Below are 16906 nucleotides of genomic sequence, written 5' to 3'. Positions count from 1 at the left end.
CTGCAACTGCGCGGATAAGTTAAACCAAGCGTGTTACTTATTCAAGAGCCTGATCCTCGGGAGGAACAGCGCCGGTACGGCGGCGATCACGGTGAACCCGACGGCCCAGCCGAAACTGTGCGCGTACGCCGTCGCCGCGGTGCCGCCGGCGAGTTGGCTCTGCAGGACGACCGCGAGCGTCGCGGCCCCGAACGCGCCGCCGAGCTGCTGCATGATTCGCGTGGCAGCCGATTGGCCACCGCCCAGAAGTCTGCTGCGGTATGCGGCCCCGCTGTTGCAGTGGCCGCCGGCGGGAAACTTACCCCAGGGCTCTGGCCGAGCAGACCGCTTGTCGGTTTGAGACTGCGGGAGCTGGCTCCATGACGGCATCTGGCAGGAACCTGCCAGATGCCGTCAATCAGTAACGGTCTAGGCCAGCTCCCCGATATCGGAGGTGATGGCCGCCCCCATCAGAGGAGCAGGAATGAGATCGCCCAGATCCAGCGCTGCGTCGGCGATGAGTATGCCGCTCGTCAGCACGGCGCTGGCTGCTGGATCGGCAGGTCCAGATGTAGCTGGCGAGGCGGGAGTCGCTGATCCAACGGCTCCGGCCGGTTCGCCGAGCCTGTCTTCGCCGACCTCGCACCGATCGGCTTCCGCCTGGCCAGCACGGGGAAGGTCGCCTCCCTGCGCCTTCCCGGGCCTGCGGCGACGTCCGTTTCTGAATAGACGACACGTCACAACCACCCGGGCCGCCAGCAGTTCTTCGAAGAACATCGAAGAGACCTGTTAGCCGCTCGGATCTATTCGGGGAACCTACTGTGGGAAGATTGACGAGCAACGAGACGCTACTTCCACCACCCAACGTAGTCTCCGCCGCAGTTGTCGAGCTGGCCGCCGCAGACCAGCCAAGGTCGCCGGACCAAGGGCTCGACGTTCTGAAGTCGGTCGGAATCAGCGGAACATTAGGGCCGACCACGGCTCAGTCCTCCATGGTGGTCACGGACACCGCCGGACCTTGGCGAGCCACCACGTCGAGCCTGACGTTCGGACCCAACGCCGCCGTATCAGGCTTTGTGTCAAGCATGTGGTACGACGGCGCCCCCGAGGACGTCACGCTCGGCATCCGTACGGTCCTCGGGACCGTTAACAGGGCCGTAGGTGCCCCTGATCACGATGAACGGCGGAGCGACGGATCCCGCGCCACATGGTGGATCCGTGATCGCTTCGACATCGAGGTCTACTTTTTCGCTCAGACACCCAGTTCGCGTGCCGGGGCCCAGATCGCCGTCCACTGGAAAGCCGTAGATAGCGGCGACAGCCCCGCAGTAGTGCCTCGACTGTAAACATCCAGGTACTTAAATGTCATTTAAGCAACGGCAGTCTGCATTAGCGGTGATTGCTGGCGTCGTGTTGACTGCGGGCGCATTCGTCGTCCAGGCGCCGTCTGCGGTCGCAGAACCAGCCCCCTCCGCCACCAACTCCGCGACGCCCAGAACCTCCGCCACGCCCAGAACCGTGCTGGGCCACTGGTACACCTACTACCCCGACTACTTCTACTACGAATACACCTGCATCGCCCGCGGCGAAGTCATGATCGGCCCCAAGGACCAAGGCGGGGTTCCAGGGATTGTCGATTACGCGTGCTAGAAGCTAGGTGGAGACCTGAACTGGAGCATGGACGTCTACGACACTAACGCGTAGCGCGAGCTGCCGTCCGTCACCGGGCACGTAGTCGCGCGACGTACCAACACCAGAATGCGGCTCGCGGCGACAAGCCGCGAGCCAGCGTCGAGCTCACGACCCAGCTGCGACCCTCCCACCTCCGGGCCGCTCGACCCCTCCGTCTGCTCGACTTGCCTCAGACGCCGCCAAGCCCGCTCGCGCTGACGTCAAACTTCGCGGAGATCGGGCGCCTCAGCGTCCCAAGGTGCCGTCAGCTTTCACGAGCAAACGACCTCAGGATTCGCAGTCAAGCCACACATACTCCAAGGGAATTCGGTCGCAACCCGGATCCGCAGCGCCGATAGGTGTGCGGGACGCATCATCAGTCCATCGGTGCCAGATCGAGCCTGCCTGCGACAGTTGGTGGTGGCGGGGTGAGGTCGAGTTTCCAGTCCCCGAATCGGCGGATCTTGCTGGTGATGTAGGGGGTGATGGTGGCCAGGTCGTCAGGGTCGATCTCGCGGCCGGCGGCGATGAGGTCGTTGGCGGCGGCGGTGATGTCCAGCGTGGTGGAATAGATCGCGCAGTTCGCGAGGAGTTCGTTGAACTTGACGATCTTCTCGTGGTGGTCCGGGTCGTTACCGGCCAGGATGCCGTCGTGGCCGAACGACAGCCATTTGGCGAACCCGTGGAATGCCTCGACCCGGTTGGTGATCGCGGTGATCCCTTCCCGCAGTTCCCGCTCGGACAGGTAGCGCAGCAACACGACTGACCGTACGGCGCGGCCGACTTCGCGTAGAGCCCGGTAGATGCGGTTCTTGCGGGACTCGTTGCCCAGCCTGCGCAGCAGTGTCGCCGAGGAGATCTTTCCCGCCCGGATCGACAGCGCGACCCGCATCAGGTCGTCGAAGTGGGTTTCGATCAGCCGCCAGTCGACCGCGTCGGTCCCGAACAGTGAATCGATGTGCAGGTAGTGGGTGTCGCGGCTCGGCCGGTAGAGGACGAGGTCTTGCCAGTTGCGGATCCGTGGCAGCAGCTCGAAGCCCAGCAGGTGCGCGAGCCCGAAAACCGGCAGCGACTGGCCTTGGGTATCGGCATGGATCTCGGTGGGTTGCACATCGCTCTTGTTGTCCAGCAGCCCCTGCAGGATGTAGACAGCCTCCCAGACTCCACACGGGATGAAGTGGGAGAACAGGGCGATGTAGTTGTCGGCGATGTGCCGGTAGGCGATCCCTCCGTATCCGCCGTACCGGATGTGGGACTCGGCCAGCAGGTTGTCCGACCATGTGTCCATCTGGGTGCCGTCAGCACCCACCCGCGACCCGTCACCCCACAGCAAAGTCAGGTCGAGCTGGGCGTGGGCGTTGATGACATCGGCCTACGCCGCGTTGATCTTCTTGCTGTCGGCGTGCTTGCTCGCGATGGCCAGCTCGTGCACCGACACCCGGCCGTGCATGTGCCGGGCCACCTGGGCTGGGCCCAGGTTCGCGCCGTAGGTGAAGGTGAGCAGAACGTACCGGCCCAGCGCGTTCTTGATCTTCGGGTCCGATCCCGACGCCGGCCCGAAATGCCGTGCCCAGCCGGTCCGGTAGGCGGTGTGAGTCAGCACGTCCAGGATGCCGCGCTCGGGCATCCGTTCCAGCACCGCCTTTTCCAGCTCCAGGGCCGACGGCCGCCGCTCCTTGCCCTTGCGGCGCTTCAGGACCGGGCGGCCATCGGAGATCACCAGGTCGGCGTTCCCCGGATAGCCGGCATCGACTCGCTGTGCGGCCTGTTCCAGCCGGACCCGTAGTTCGGCCACCGCGCTGGCGGCATCGGCGGGCAGTCCCGCCTCGGCGCAGTACGCCGCAACCAGCGGCTCGCACTCCTGCACCGACAACAACTGGTCGCCGAGGTTGGCATACGACTCCGAAACTGGTCGCCGAGGTTGGCATACGACTCCGACCCCGCCATGTCACCACTGCGCAGCTCAGACGCCAGATACGAGAACACGCACGCCTCGAAGTGTCGGCGCACCATCCGGCCCGGCCGCCGGGCATCAAAGATGATCCGGCGCCATTTGTCCGACGCGAACGACAGATCCACCTCGCTGTCGCCGACCCGGGTCGGTAGATGCTCACCGGTCCGGCCCCGGTGAGCACGCAGGAACGCCACCGCGGCCGCCACGGTCGTGTCGGCGCTGGTCGGCTGGAAGTCCAGCACCTCCAGCACCTGGAACAGTGCCGAGCGGCTGCCCCGGTAGAACTTCTCCACAAACGGCAGATAGTTGTTGCCGTGGTGAGCGGTAACCTCCTCGTGCGCCGTTGACAGCGCACCCACCCCGCCGGCCTGCTCCAGGGCATTCAGCACCAGACGGCCCGCCCGTGCGCACACCGCGTCAGCCATCTCAGCCACCGTGCCGGGCTGCTCGTCACCAGACACGGGTACGTCCAAGGCTTCACGGACCACGGCGAGGACCTCGCCGAAAGTCTCCAGCAGCCGCTCGGACTCGGCCCGGTTCGCCGCCTGCAGCACCTCGAGACGCTCCCGGGCGTTCTTGTGGATCGCCGCGAGCCGCTTGCAGAACATGGTGGCGATGTCGTCGCGGGTCCGCACCCTCGCGGTGTGGACCAGGCACGCGATCAACGCCTGGCGCCTGGCCATCCCGTACTTGGCCAGGTCGGCGGCATCGGTCACCCGCGCCTCACCCGCGAAATGGGCCGCCTTCGCCGGCGGAACATCGGCCAGCCACACCTCGGTCGGTCCGATCTCGTCCAGCCACCTCAGATGCTCGACATGGTCCTTGAGCTTGCCGACGGTCGCCGAGCCCGCCACCGTCTTCACCCGGTCGAAATCGCTGCGCCGCCGCACGGGATCCACCACCAGCATCGCGTCCAGCCTTGATGCGTCCGGGCCACTCATCCGCGCAGCGATCGACGCGAACACCACAGCGTTGATCTCCGCCCGGATCTCCGCGGTCATCTCATCCAACGTCGAGTAGCCGGGCAGTTCCAGCCGGGCCCGGATCAGCTCTTCCAGCGCGACGTTGATCAGGTCAGCCGGGTTGTCCTTCGTTGCCGTCGCTGCCCGGATCGCTGCTTCGGCCACCGACCGGGCCCGTTCAGGCTCAGCCACGATTCCCAGCCGGACTCGGATCAGGCCCTTGTGATGGCGCAGCGTCCGATCGGAATCATGGCCCGGTTCCACCTCAGGCTTGAGCTCCAGTACCTCGCGGACGTGCTCGACCACCGCGATCGGGACCTCGAACAGATCCGGGAAATACCCCAACCGGCCGAACGCCTTCAACAGCACCACCAGCGCGAGGAAGTGCTGATCAGACAGGGTCATGTCCCGCGCCCACCCGACATCATCGAGCGTCGGAGTGAAGGTCTCACGCAACTCGCGGGCCGACACAGCCCGCTTGAACTGCGGATACGCAGTCCGCTCGATCGACGTCACCAGCACCCCACCCGACCAACCAAAACCGACAGCCCCGTGCCAAGGCGCGACTCTAGCGAAATCCCACGCCCTCTACAGAAACGAGCGGGACCTCAGGAGCAGGAAGCGCCTATTGCCGGTTCCCCGCGTACTCCGGTCGGCCCCCTGCGATACCCGCCAGCACGATCGGCCGCGGGCCGTGGCGGTCGGTGAGGCCGCCGGCGGTGCGCGCGGGCAGGCTGCCGATTCCTTGCGGGACCAGGAGCAGGCCCGCTGCGGTGACCGTCTCGCCGCGTGCCTGTTGGTAGAAGAGTGGGAGGAGCAGCATCGCGCCGTACAGGCCGAAGCCGGTGAGGAACAGGAGTGCGGTCGACGCTGCGAACGACCTGGTGCGGAAGAGGGTCAGGTCGATCAGGGGGTTGGCTGTGCGTCGCAGTACGAAGGCTGTTAGGAGGATGACGCCGGCGGCGAGCGGGATGAGGACGGCTGCGTGGGCGAAGCCGTGGTCGCCGGCTTGGCTGAGTCCGTAGATGATCGCGGCCAGGGCGGGGGAGATGAGGAGGAGGCCCGTGAGGTCGAGGGCGGCCGCGGTCGGTTTGGGGTCCGGCTGGAGCGTCCGGACCGCGAGGACGATCGCGGCGAGGCAGATCGGGACGTTGACGTAGAAGATCCAGCGCCAGTCGAGATGGCCGACGAGGACGCCGCCGATCACTGGTCCGAGGATCGGGCCGATCAGTGCCGGCAACGTGACGACGGCCATCAGTCGGCCGATCCGTTCGCGACCGGCGGCGCAGAGCAGCAGCGTTTGCAGGATCGGCAGCATCAGTCCGCCGCCGATGCCCTGGAGTACCCGGAAGGCGATCAGCGAGCCGATGTTCCAGGCCACGCCGCACAGCATCGAGCCGGCGAGGAACAGTGCGAGCGCGACGATCCACATCCGCTTGGCGCCGAACCGCTTCGCCGACCAGCCGGTGATCGGCACCGCCATCGCGAGCGCGAGCAGGTACGCCGTACTGACCCATTGGACCGTGGCGACCGGGGCGTGCAGTTCGGCGCCGAGGGTGTGGATCGCGACGGTGACGATCGTGCTGTCGAGCACTGGGGCGAGAGCGCCGAGCACGAGGACGCCGGCGAGCTTGAGGACCGACCTGTCGAGTCGGTCGGTGGGCGATGTGGTGGTCATCCGGGCTCCTTAGAGACGTTGCGTCTCTTGCGGCTCCCAGGGTAGGCTCGGACCGTTAAGAGACGCAAGGTCTCTTTTGTTCGGCAATGGAGTAGGAGGGGCGATGGAGCAGGCGCAGCGTCGGCGGGGTGCCGAGCTCGAGGCGGTGCTGCTCGACGCGGCCTGGGACGAGTTGATGGCGTCCGGGTACGCGCGGCTGACGATGGAGGCGGTCGCGGCGCGGGCGCACACCGGGAAGCAGGTGCTGTACCGGCGCTGGCGGAACCGGGCGGAGCTGGTGATCGCCGCGATGCGGCACCGGGCCGGCTCGATCGTTGCCGATGTTCCGGATACGGGGAGCGTGCGGGACGACGTACTCGCGCTGTTGCAGCGGATGGCGGACCGGTTCGCGACCGTCGGGCCGGACGTCGTCCACGGACTACTCGCCGAGGCACCCGACCTGGATCCGGGGGTCTACACCCGGATGACCGGCGTGATGGCGACGATTGTGAAGCACGCCGCCGAGCGCGGTGAGATCCCGACCGCGGACATCCCCGATCGGGTCCTCACCGCACCCACCAACCTGCTGCGTCACGAGATGCTGCTCACCCGCGAGCCGGTGGCGACGTCGACGCTGATCTCGCTGGTCGACGACGTGTTCCTGCCGTTGGTCACTGGAAAGCCTGGACGTTCCGGCTGACCCAGTCGGCGAACGTACGGGCCGGTCGGCCGAGTACGTCGGCGATGTCGTCGCGGACCCGCTGCTCCTCGGCGGTGGGTGTACCGAGAACGCCGAGGGTGGCGTCGACGACCGGCTCGGGCATGAAGTTGAGCATCCCGGCCTTCGCCTCGTCGTGGCTGAGCTCCACCAGGCGCACCGGCTCGCCGATGGCCTTCTCGATGGTCTGCGCCTGGTCGCGAGGTGAGATCGGAGTCGGTCCGGTCAGGGTGTAGATGGCGGCTGTGTGGCTCGGGTTTCGGAGTACCGCCGCCGCGACGTCCGCGATGTCTTGTGGGTCGACGGCGGGGAGCGCGACATCGACGAACGGTGCGGCCATCGTCCGCTCGGTACGGATCGAGTCGGCCCATTGGTACGCGTTGCTGGCGAAGTTGCCCGGCCGGAGGATCGTCCAATCCAATCCGGACTCCGTCACCGCGTCCTCGAGATTCTTCGGATGCCGGCCGGTGCCGACCCCTTGCGACGACAACAGCACGACACGCGGTACGCCGGCGGCGCGGACGACATCGATCACGTCGCCGAGGTTGCCGCTCGCAAGGAAGTCGGCGGCAGTCAGGAGAAAGACGGCCTTAGCGCCGTCGAGCGCGGGCTTGAGAGATTCAGGTTGGCTGAGGTCCGCCGGGAAGGTATCGCTGTTCCGCGAGACAGCCCGAACTTCCTCGCCAGCGGCAGTCAGGTTCTGGACAAGCGGTCGGCCTACGTTGCCGGTTGCACCGGTAATAACGATCATGCCGAGGACGCTACTTGCCATGAGATAGTAGGTACCTAGAGGAAAGTACTGCCAGGAGGCCCCTCCCGTGACCCACACCACAAACCCCGCCGACACCACAGACGCTGTCGATGCCACGGTTCCTGTCGGTACGACGGACCCTGCCGGTACGACGGACCCTGTCGGTACGACGGACCCTGTCGGTACGACGGACCCTGCCGGTACGACGGACCCTGCCGGAACCACAGACCCTGCCGACGCGACGGACGCTGTCGAGGCCACAGATCCCGTGCAGGCTTGCCCGATCGCACCCGTGGTCGATCTCGTCTTCAGCCGCTGGACCACACCGATCCTCTGGACCCTGAACGAGTACGGCCGTCAGCGCTTCATCGAACTCCAGCGCACGATCGGAGTCATCACCCCAAAGGTCCTCACCCAACGCCTACGCCAACTGGAACGCGACGGCCTGGTCCACCGCACCTACCACGCCGAAGTCCCACCCCGCGTCGAATACGAAATCACCCCCCTCGGCCGCAGCCTCGCCCCCCTCTTCCACTCCCTGGCCGAATGGTCCCCCAACCTCACCAAGGTAGAAGCCGCCCGCCACCACTTCGACACCACCCAACCCGCCCACCGCCGCCCCTAACCCCGCCACCCGCCAGCAGGACCCCGCAACCCGCATCAACCCGCGACCCGCGTACCGCAGCAACCGGCGACCTCCCGCAACCCGCACCACCGCAGCAACTCGCGATCCCCCCGCGATCCCCGGTACCCCCCCCCGGCGACCCTCTGCCCGCAGGGAACCGCACTACCCCGGCGACCTGCCAGTACCCCGGCAATCCGCGGTCGCCCCGCGATCCGCAGCAACCCGCGGTCGCCCGCGATCCGCAGCACCCCGGGACCCGCGGTACCGCCGACCCAACTCCCGCCCCGATGGCACCACCCAGCCCCGCGGCATACCGCGGTACCCCGCGCGATCCGCAGCAGCACCCCGGGACCCGAAGTACCGCCAACCGAGCTCCCGCCCAATGGCACCACCCCAGCCCCGCGGCAAACCGCGGTACCCCGGCGCGTGCCGCGGCACCTCGCGATCCGCAGTACCGCCAACCCGCTTCCCGCCATCGGCACCACCCGAGCTCCCCGACACCTCCTGCCGAACCACGGGCTCTCACCCATCCAGCCCAGGCGCGACGCACAACGGCCGCCCTGTACCGCCGGCGACACGATGCACCGCGGCTAGGCGATGCAGCGCGGCCACTCCACGGCCGCGCCTACGCGGTGCACCGCGCCACGGGCGTACGGGCGCCGCGGGGACGGGCGCGGCGGGGACTGGAGCCGGGAGTGGGAACAGGAACTGGTGGCCATGGACAAGTAATACCTAGTGCTCAGTCCCCAGTGCCTGAACCAACCCACCGTGCACGCTCCGCCGAGCCCATCGGGATGGCGTACCGGTCGCGCATCCGAGCCACGCGGTTGTGCACCGAGCCGCTCGGTGAGGCTCGAACGGCACGGCGGGGTACCGAACTGCACGCCACCGATGCACCGACCGCACCGCGGGCCACCTAATGGCACGGCGGGTCCGAACCGCATGCCACGCAGGCGGGGATAACCGTTGGCGTTGGGGGTTGTCTGCTGGTGTGAGAGGGAAGAACCCCCACTTCGAGGGGTTATCCCTTCTTCTGCCTGATGTGGTTGCGTGAGGGTCTGCGTGATGTGGTTGCGTGAGTGAACGTGAGCGCTTAACCGGCTGACGCGCCCCGGGTCGGCTGCTCGGCGAGCTGAGTCAGCGCCTCGAGTCAGCGCCTCGAGTTGGCGCCTCGAGTTGGCGCCTCGAGTCGGCGGGGCGAGTCGGCGGGGCGAGTCGGCGGGGCGACAGGTAGTGCACCGCGATACGGCGTACGCCGAGGACCGGTTCACGCTCAACTGCACTACCCCAGGGCCCGACACCTCCTGTCGAGATGCAGATCCGCGACGGTCTCATGCACCCAGTCCGTCGCCGCGGCCGCTCCACGCGCTGCGCCACGGGCGCACGGCCCGGGCGGGGGCGGAGCCGGGAGTGGGAACAGGAACTGGTGGCCATGGACAGGTAATACCTAGTGCTCAGTCCCCAGAACCTGAGCCAACCCACCAGACACGCTCCGCCGAGCCTCATAGGGATGGCGTGCCCAGCGCATCCGAGCCGCGTGGCCCGCGGGCGTGGCTCGCCGGGCCGGCGAGGGCGGCGCGGGTGGGTCAGGCTACGCCGGCTAGGGCTCGGGTTTGGTGGGGTTGGAGGGTGTTGAGGAGGGTGAAGAAGTGGGGGGTGGCTTCGGGGAGGGGGAGGAGGCCGGCCTCGTGGTGGTGCCAGCCGTAGTGGAGTTCGCCGTCGATGGTGTGTTCTTCGAGGGGTACGGCGTACCTGCTGAGGGTCACGCGGGACGGGCCGGTTTGGGGGTGGTGGTCGCCGCAGCCACACTCGGCGGGGATGGTGATGGTGGTGAGCGCGTCGGGGGCGTAGCTGCGCAGGCGCAGGGTCGTACCGCGGGCGGTGAACTGGACGATCGTTGCGTCAGGCAACTGGACTAGCAGTTCGACCGGGACGGCGTGCGAGCCGGGGAGCAGGCGGAGACCACGAGATGCGAGCAGGTCGGCGAGAGCCGGGAGATTCATGCGATGTTCCTGTGAGTGCTGTGTCGGCGGGCGGGCCACGGAAAGGGGCAGGGCCTCGTGCGCCGGACTCGGCGCGCGTCAGCGACAACAGCAACAACACAGCATCTGCATGCCGATGATGATGGCAGCACCCGGGGGCCACCGCCAAACACGGTCCGCGATGTGGGACGACTGTCCATGGTGCGTCAGTGAGTATCGGACCCTCAGCCTGTACTGGACCCTCCGCCTGCAGGAGGGTCCAAGATGCTGACGTGCATCATTGCGAGACGACAGCGCTGGGCGTGCTGCTACGGCACCAGGGGATCGACCTGTCGGAGCCGATGATCTTCGGCCTCGGCTCCGGGCTCTCCTTCATCTACTGGGACAGCAAGCACTTCGACTTCCCGTTCCTCGGCGGACGGGTGAAGCCCTTCGAACTGACGAGGAACCTGGCCCGCACCCTCGACTTGGAACTCCTGGTCCGCGAGACCGCCTCACCGAAGAAGGCCTGGCAGAACGTGACGACCACGCTCGATGCCGGCCACCCGATCGGCCTGCAACTCGACAGCTACTACCTGGAGTACTTCACCGCGAAGGTCCACTTCGGCGGCCACGTCGTCGCCCTGACCGGGTACGACGACCTCAACGCGCACCTGATCGACACCGATCAGCAGGGCGGAGCGGTCACCACCAGCCTCACCAGTCTCGCCGAGGCCAGAGCGGCGCGTGGCCCGATGACCGCCAAGCAGCGTTCCTTCACCCTGACCGCTCCCCGGAAACAGCCGCCGCTCGAGGACCGCATCATTCCCGCCATCACCACCTGCGCGGACGCGTTCCTCAAACCGCCCATCGCCAACCTCGGTCACCGCGGCATCGAAAAGACCGCCAAGCTGGTACGCACGTGGCTCCAGCGGACCGACCATCCGCAAAGGGACCTGCCACAAGCCGCACTCCTGATGGAGAAGGCAGGCACCGGCGGAGCCTTGTTCCGCAACCTGTATCGCGACTTCCTCGGCGAATGCACCCACTTGCTCGACAGCGACCATCTGCGCACCGGCCACAAGCTGTACGCCGAAGCCGCCACTCTGTGGACCGAAGTCGCAGCCCTGATCGCCGCCGCCGGAGAGTCAGGCGATCCGCAGTACCTGGAGCAAGCGAGCACCAACCTGACCGACCTCGCCCGGATCGAGCGCGACGCGATGCAAGCGCTCAGCCGCCTGAGGGCCTAAGTCTGAGGGCCTAAGCCAGCAGCTCGGCCATCCGTTGTTCGGCTTCGTCCACCAGTATCGGAAGCTCGGTGTGGTCCAGGGTGTACTGGTACCAGTGGAGCGCGGCCTGCCTGTCGCCCACCCAGTACGCGAGCTCGCCGAGATGCGCGGCGGCCATCGCGGCACGGTCGTAGCTGGCCTCGACGTACCGTCCGAACCAGCGCTTCCCCTCCGGAAGATCCCGCAGCTCCTTGGCCAGCAGACCGAGGTTGTAGATCGTCTGTTCCTGCTCGACGCTCTCCCGATCGGCGATCGTCAGATAGCGCTCGCGGGCTGCCGCGAAGTCGCCGGCCTTCTGATGGGTCTGCGCGAGCGCGAAGATCGCCTCGGGCCGGTCGCTGCGCGCGGCGTCGGTCAGGGTCGCCAGCGAGTCCTCGATCGCGCCGGCTTCACGCTGCAGGACTCCGAGGAGGATCTTCGCCTGCGTCGGTACGTCGGTCAGCGGGCCATCCTCGGCGCCCAGGAGCACGGCGTACCCCTGTTGTCCCGCAGTGGAAGACGCAATCGCCTGTCGACAGGCCTCGGCCGCTGCGGCTTGTCGTGGGACTCGACCAAGAGCCCGGCCATCGCCAGCCAGGCAGCACCCACGAAGTCCGGATGGCCGATCGCGATGACCTGCCGCAAGGCGCGCTGCGCATCCTCGAGACGTTCAGACAAGTAGTGCAGCAGGTAGAGCCCGAGTGCGACGCGCGATCGGTCCGCGGCGTCGAAGGTTGTCAGGAAGGGCGTCAGCACAGGGGCGCCCGAGCGGACCTCGGGGTCGTCCGGCCAGATCAGGTCGTCGGTGAGTTGGGTGCCGAGGTCGCGGGTGAAGTCGACCTCGTCGAGGACGGCGGCCACTTCCGTATCGGCCTTGCTCCATGCGGCGATGGCGTTGATGTGCGGACCGAAGCGGTACGAGATCAAGCCGGCGAGCAGCGCGGCGCGGCCAGTCGCGACAGGCTCGGTGGCGTACGCCGTCGAGGCGCGGAAGGGTTCCCAGGCCTCGGCGAAGTCACCCAGTGCCAGGTGCGCCCAACCGAAGAGCAGGGTGGATCGTTGACCGTTCTCCTGCGTCTCGCGGAACTGGTCGTAGCAGGCGCGCACCGCATCACGGGCGCGAGGTTCACGGCGTACGGCGAGGATGGTGGCGGCGAGGACGTCCTGGTCGAGACCCACGGTCCCGGGAACTTACCCGAGCGGCAGCTCAGTCGGCTTTCTTGCCGAACATGATCTCGTCCCAGCTCGGAACGCTCGCCCGCTTGCCACGGCGCGCCGGCTTCTTCTTCGGCTCGGCCGGGGTCTCGTCGGCGGCCGGCTGCTCGACCGCTGCGGGCTCTTCGACCGGCGCCTGCTCGCGGGTGGGCTCTGCGCGGCGCGCGTCGGCCGTGCGTTCCGAACTCGTGTCCGGCGAAGCCGCGCGCTCCTCGGCGGGCTGAGTCTCGGTGCGGTGCGGCTGCGTCGGATGGGGTTGTGTCGGACGCGGCTGGGCGGTCCGCGGAGATTGGGTCGACGGCGCCGACTGGGTTCGGGCCGCCGGCTGCTGGCGCGCCTCGGGGGCGAGCTCCTCGGTGTCGGCGGGGGAGGCGAAGGCCGGGGGATCGGCCGGACGCTCGACCGCGCGAACGGCAGGGCGTGGCGCCGGCGGCTGGTCGACAGGTACGTCGATCAGCGTCGGCTCCTCGTCCGGGTTCGGCACCGAGTGCACGCGCCGCGGACCACGCTCGGCATCCCGCGAACGAGCAACCTCCCGCGGGAACTCCCGAGCCTCCCGAGCACCTTCCCGCGGCAACTCGCGGGACTCACGCGCGCCGTCACGAGAGAACTCCCGGCCCGCACCTTCACGCGGGAACTCGCGAGCCTCCCGCGCACCATCGTCGCGCGCACTCTCCCGACCACCCTCGCGGGAGTCCAGCCCGTACTCGCGCCCGTCCCGGGAAACCGGGTGGTTTCGCCGGCGCAGACCAACCGTGTCCTCGAAACCGGCCTCGTAGCTGTCCGACCCATGGTCCGGGGCGATCAGCGGATCGATGTCCACGACCGCGGCCAGCCGCCGCTCACCAGGCTGCGGCTGGGCCGGCGCCGCCACGACCTGCGCCTGCTCGCCGACGAGCCACCGCGCCTCGTCGTCGTCCGGTACCGCGTAGCGCCCGGGAGCGTCGTACGCGAACATGGCGATCTTCTCGTCCTTCTGCTCCGCCTCGTCCTCGGACTCGACGAAGTACGACACCCGGACCGCCCAGCGGCCGTCCTCGCGCCGCCACGCGTCCCAGTCGGCCGAGGCCGGGTCGACCTGACGCAGCCGCAGCCGGTCGGTGACCCAGGCGCCGAGGTTCCGGGTCGGGGCGTCGCCGCTGCCACGACGACGAACGGACGCACGCTGCGCGAGGTTGGCGATGTGGTCCCGCTCGGCGAGGACCGGGCCGGCGAACGCCATCACGCGTTCCATCGGCATCTGGGCGACGGCTGCGACCGCCTCGGGACTTTCGCCGGCGCGAATACGAGCCTGGATGTCTCGTGGGCGCAGCGCGCTCTCCATTTGAATCTCCAGCTGGCCGAGTCGGGCACGGTCGCCGCGGAGGGCCGCACGCAACCGGTCGTCGACCGGAACGGCGAACTCCTCACCCGTCTCTGCCATCGCCAGGATGAGTTGCGTCCCATCCTGACTCAGACCGACGAGCCTCGCCTCGCGCATTGACCTTGTTCTCCTGTGCGGTTCTCGACAGTCTCTCCCGGGACGTGCTGCCTGACCAAGACCGGCGCGCCGTGCCGCGCGGTCATTGTGGAGGTTACGTCACGAAAACACATTTTGCCTGGTCACCAGGGTCCTCCTGGTCACACCAGCCACATTAGTCACAACACGGTGTGACTGCTACCAGTTCGTCAGTCTGCGTAGCCGGAACGCACCGCGAGTGCCCGTTTCAGGTCGTCGGCGAGGTCTCCGATCGACCTGCGGATACCGGCCGCGACCGACTCGTCGGCGACCAGGTCGGCGGACCGGTCGGCGACGCGCTGCTCGACGGCGTACCGCGGGTAGGCGAGCTTGGCGCTGGTCGCGACGACCCACCCCGAGCGGAACTTGTCGGTGCCCGCGATCTCGGCGAAGTACCGGTCGACGTACGGCGCCGTGAGCTCCACCTGACCCGGATGCCAGAAGCCCACGCAGGCGGCGTACAGCTCGTAGTTCGCGATGTCGGCGTCGGTCATGATCCGCGCCCACGCCCGCTCCTTGGCCTCGGGCGTTGCCATCGCCGCACGGCAGCGGGTCGCGTGCACGATGCCTTCCGAGGACGCGTCCCGCTCGAGCTCGGCGTCGATCTCCGGGTCGCCGATCGCGCCGATCCACGCGAGCTGCAGCAGCACCGTCCAGCGCAGGTCGGCGTCCATCAGCAGTCCCTCGGGTACGCCGTCGCCCGCCAGCCAGCCCCGAAGTACGTCGGCGTCCTGGCTGAACCGCGCGTACGAGCGGGCCACCGCGAGCTGGAAGCTGGTCCCCGCCGGCGCCGACCGCAGCCGCTCCTCGAGGACGTCGGCCAGCCGGCCCCGGTACGGCTCGTACGGGAGATAGACACCGAGCAGGCTCAGGGTCGCCCACCCCGACATCGAGGAGACCGCGATGTCGCTCGTCTCGGTCGCCAGCAGCGCGAGCAGCAGCTCGAACCCGAGCTTCGGGTCCATCTCGACGTCGGCGACGGCGTCCCGGATGCTGTTCAGTACGGCGGCCCGCGTCACCCCGTCGGTGATCTTCGGCAGTACGGCAGCGAGGTTCTTGAGACTCTCGTCGTCGAGCCGGATCTTCGCCCAGCTGTCGTCACCGGCGTCCGGTACGACGACCGCGAGCGACGGATCGAGGTCGACCTCCACCTCGTCGGCGTCGACGAGGACCTCGACCGTAGTACTGCGGCCGTCGGCGTCGAATCCGGCGACGGTCAGCTTGTGCGGTCGTGAAGCCGGGTACTCGGCCGGCGCCTTGCGGTGCAGCTTGATGCCGGTCTCGGTGCGCGTCACGCTGAGCGTGTCCACACCGGGCGTCCGCAGCCAGGCCTGAGCCCAGTCGTCGATGCCGACCGCACCGGCTTCGGTCCACTTCGCGAGCAGGTCGGCGAACGTCGCGTTGCCGAACTGGTTGGCGGCGATGTGCGCGTTCACGCCGGCGAGGAAGACGTCGTCACCGAGGTACGCCGCCAGCTGCTTGAGGACTGCCGCGCCCTTCGCGTACGAGATGCCGTCGAAGTCGTCCAGCGAGGCGAGCGCGTCCTTGACCGCGTCGGCGGCGACCGGGTGCGTCGAGGACCGCTGGTCGGCCTGCAGGCCCCACCACTTGCGGACGTAGGCGAAGTCGATCCAGTTGTCGGTGTACCGGGTCGCGTCGGTCGCCACCCGGTGCGCCATGTACTCGGCGAACGACTCGTTCAGCCAGAGGTCGTTCCACCACTTCATCGTCACCGTGTCGCCGAACCACTGGTGCGCCATCTCGTGCACGATGGTCCGCGCCCGCTGGCTGCGCTCGCCGTCGGTCGCCACCGACCGGAACACCATCTGGTCGCGGAAGGTCACGCAGCCCGGGTTCTCCATCGCGCCGGCGTTGAACTCCGGGACGAACGCCTGGTGGTACTCGCCGAACGGGTACCGCAGACCGAACATCCGGTGGTACTCGTCGAAGGACTGCTTGGTCACCTCGAAGATGTCCGCGGCCTCCCGGTCCAGCGCGTCCTTCAGCGACTGCCGCGACACCACGCTCAGGTTGATGCCGTCGTGGGAGTCGGTGACCTGGTGGTACGGCCCGGCCACCACGGTGACGAAGTACGTCGATAGCGGCTTGGTCTCGGCGAGCTCCCAGCGACCGGGGGAGACCTGCGTCGAGGCGCCGTTGCCGAGCACCAGCCAGTCCTCGGGCGCAGTGACCTTGAACCGGTACGGCGCCTTGAGGTCCGGCTGGTCGAAGCACGCGAAGATCCGCGGCGCGGCGTCCAGGAACGACATCGCGTAGGTGTAGGCGAGACCGTCCGCGGCGTCGACCGAGCGGTGCAGTCCCTCGCCGTCGTGGGAGTACGCCATCGTGGCGACGACGACCAGTTCGTTCTGCGGCTGCAGGTCGGTGAGCTCGAGCCGTCCGTCGTTCAGTCCGGCCACGTCGACCGCCGTACCGTTCAGCGTGACGGAGATCAGTTCGTCCGGTTTCACGTCGAGCCAGGTCGACGGTTCGGAGGCGGTGAAGCGGATCGTGGTGGTGGATCCGAACGTGCGCTCGCCTTGGGTGAGGTCGAGGTCGACGTCGTACGACTGGACGGAGAGGGCGGCGGCCCGAGTACGGGCGCCGTCGACGGTGAGACTCGGCATGAGGGCCACTGTATGCGCTG

General features: G+C 68.0%; 13 protein-coding genes and 1 pseudogene. 4 read left to right on the top strand and 10 right to left on the bottom strand.

Annotation, left to right across the window (positions count from 1 at the left end; genetic code table 11):
- Nucleotides 1-33 precede the first annotated feature (33 nt).
- On the bottom strand, nucleotides 34-213 hold the full coding sequence (locus ACWGID_RS28990; RefSeq protein WP_452201806.1) for a hypothetical protein: 180 nt from the start codon (nucleotides 211-213) through the stop codon (nucleotides 34-36).
- 1128 nt (nucleotides 214-1341) lie between these two features.
- Here ACWGID_RS28990 and ACWGID_RS28985 point away from each other — a divergent pair.
- Entirely contained in the window at nucleotides 1342-1629 is a 288-nt protein-coding gene (locus ACWGID_RS28985; protein ID WP_452201804.1) for a hypothetical protein, read from the top strand.
- 397 nt (nucleotides 1630-2026) lie between these two features.
- On the opposite strand, the pseudogene ACWGID_RS28980 reads toward ACWGID_RS28985, so the two are convergent.
- The 3 genes and pseudogenes from ACWGID_RS28980 to ACWGID_RS28970 form a co-directional block, all read right to left on the bottom strand.
- Nucleotides 2027-3277, bottom strand: a pseudogene (locus ACWGID_RS28980) (transposase).
- Between the two features lie 89 nt (nucleotides 3278-3366).
- Entirely contained in the window at nucleotides 3367-5082 is a 1716-nt protein-coding gene (locus tag ACWGID_RS28975; RefSeq protein WP_452201802.1) for a DUF4158 domain-containing protein, read from the bottom strand.
- A gap of 109 nt (nucleotides 5083-5191) precedes the next feature.
- Nucleotides 5192-6244: a DHA2 family efflux MFS transporter permease subunit gene (locus tag ACWGID_RS28970; protein ID WP_452201800.1), complete on the bottom strand. Its 1053-nt coding sequence runs from the start codon at nucleotides 6242-6244 to the stop codon at nucleotides 5192-5194.
- A gap of 103 nt (nucleotides 6245-6347) precedes the next feature.
- Between ACWGID_RS28970 and ACWGID_RS28965 the strand changes: the two genes are divergently transcribed.
- The gene (locus tag ACWGID_RS28965) at nucleotides 6348-6923 is read left to right on the top strand and encodes a TetR/AcrR family transcriptional regulator (RefSeq protein ID WP_452201798.1); all 576 of its coding nucleotides are present in this window, start codon (nucleotides 6348-6350) and stop codon (nucleotides 6921-6923) included.
- On the opposite strand, the gene ACWGID_RS28960 is transcribed toward ACWGID_RS28965, so the two are convergent.
- Nucleotides 6895-7713: an NAD(P)H-binding protein gene (locus tag ACWGID_RS28960; protein ID WP_452201796.1), complete on the bottom strand. Its 819-nt coding sequence runs from the start codon at nucleotides 7711-7713 to the stop codon at nucleotides 6895-6897. The genes ACWGID_RS28965 and ACWGID_RS28960 overlap by 29 nt on opposite strands.
- Nucleotides 7714-7759: 46 nt before the next feature.
- Between ACWGID_RS28960 and ACWGID_RS28955 the strand changes: the two genes are divergently transcribed.
- Nucleotides 7760-8317, top strand: a complete 558-nt coding sequence (locus ACWGID_RS28955; RefSeq protein ID WP_452201794.1) for a winged helix-turn-helix transcriptional regulator — start codon at nucleotides 7760-7762, stop codon at nucleotides 8315-8317.
- 1586 nt (nucleotides 8318-9903) lie between these two features.
- On the opposite strand, the gene ACWGID_RS28950 is transcribed toward ACWGID_RS28955, so the two are convergent.
- Nucleotides 9904-10320 (bottom strand): hypothetical protein, encoded by a 417-nt coding sequence (locus ACWGID_RS28950; protein WP_452201792.1) that lies wholly within the window; start codon nucleotides 10318-10320, stop codon nucleotides 9904-9906.
- Nucleotides 10321-10571: 251 nt separating this feature from the next.
- Here ACWGID_RS28950 and ACWGID_RS28945 point away from each other — a divergent pair, with 251 nt between their 5' ends.
- On the top strand, nucleotides 10572-11528 hold the full coding sequence (locus ACWGID_RS28945) for a BtrH N-terminal domain-containing protein (protein ID WP_452201790.1): 957 nt from the start codon (nucleotides 10572-10574) through the stop codon (nucleotides 11526-11528).
- 10 nt (nucleotides 11529-11538) lie between these two features.
- Here ACWGID_RS28945 and ACWGID_RS28940 read toward each other — a convergent pair whose 3' ends face one another.
- The 4 genes from ACWGID_RS28940 to pepN form a co-directional block, all read right to left on the bottom strand.
- A complete protein-coding gene (locus tag ACWGID_RS28940; RefSeq protein ID WP_452201788.1) occupies nucleotides 11539-12036 on the bottom strand; it encodes a tetratricopeptide repeat protein in 498 nt (165 codons plus the stop codon).
- Entirely contained in the window at nucleotides 12006-12725 is a 720-nt protein-coding gene (locus tag ACWGID_RS28935) for a hypothetical protein (RefSeq protein ID WP_452201786.1), read from the bottom strand. Before ACWGID_RS28935 ends, ACWGID_RS28940 begins: the two co-directional genes overlap by 31 nt.
- Nucleotides 12726-12753: 28 nt before the next feature.
- Nucleotides 12754-14241, bottom strand: a complete 1488-nt coding sequence (gene sepH / locus ACWGID_RS28930; RefSeq protein ID WP_452201784.1) for a septation protein SepH — start codon at nucleotides 14239-14241, stop codon at nucleotides 12754-12756.
- A gap of 188 nt (nucleotides 14242-14429) precedes the next feature.
- Nucleotides 14430-16886 carry an aminopeptidase N gene (pepN, locus tag ACWGID_RS28925; protein WP_452201782.1) on the bottom strand — a complete coding sequence of 819 codons (2457 nt, stop codon included), beginning with the start codon at nucleotides 16884-16886 and terminating at the stop codon, nucleotides 14430-14432.
- Nucleotides 16887-16906 lie beyond the last annotated feature (20 nt).

Source organism: Kribbella sp. NPDC054772, from assembly GCF_053611945.1.
The sequence above is the reverse complement of the archived record's forward strand: the minus strand, read 5'-3'. Positions and strand labels throughout refer to the sequence as shown.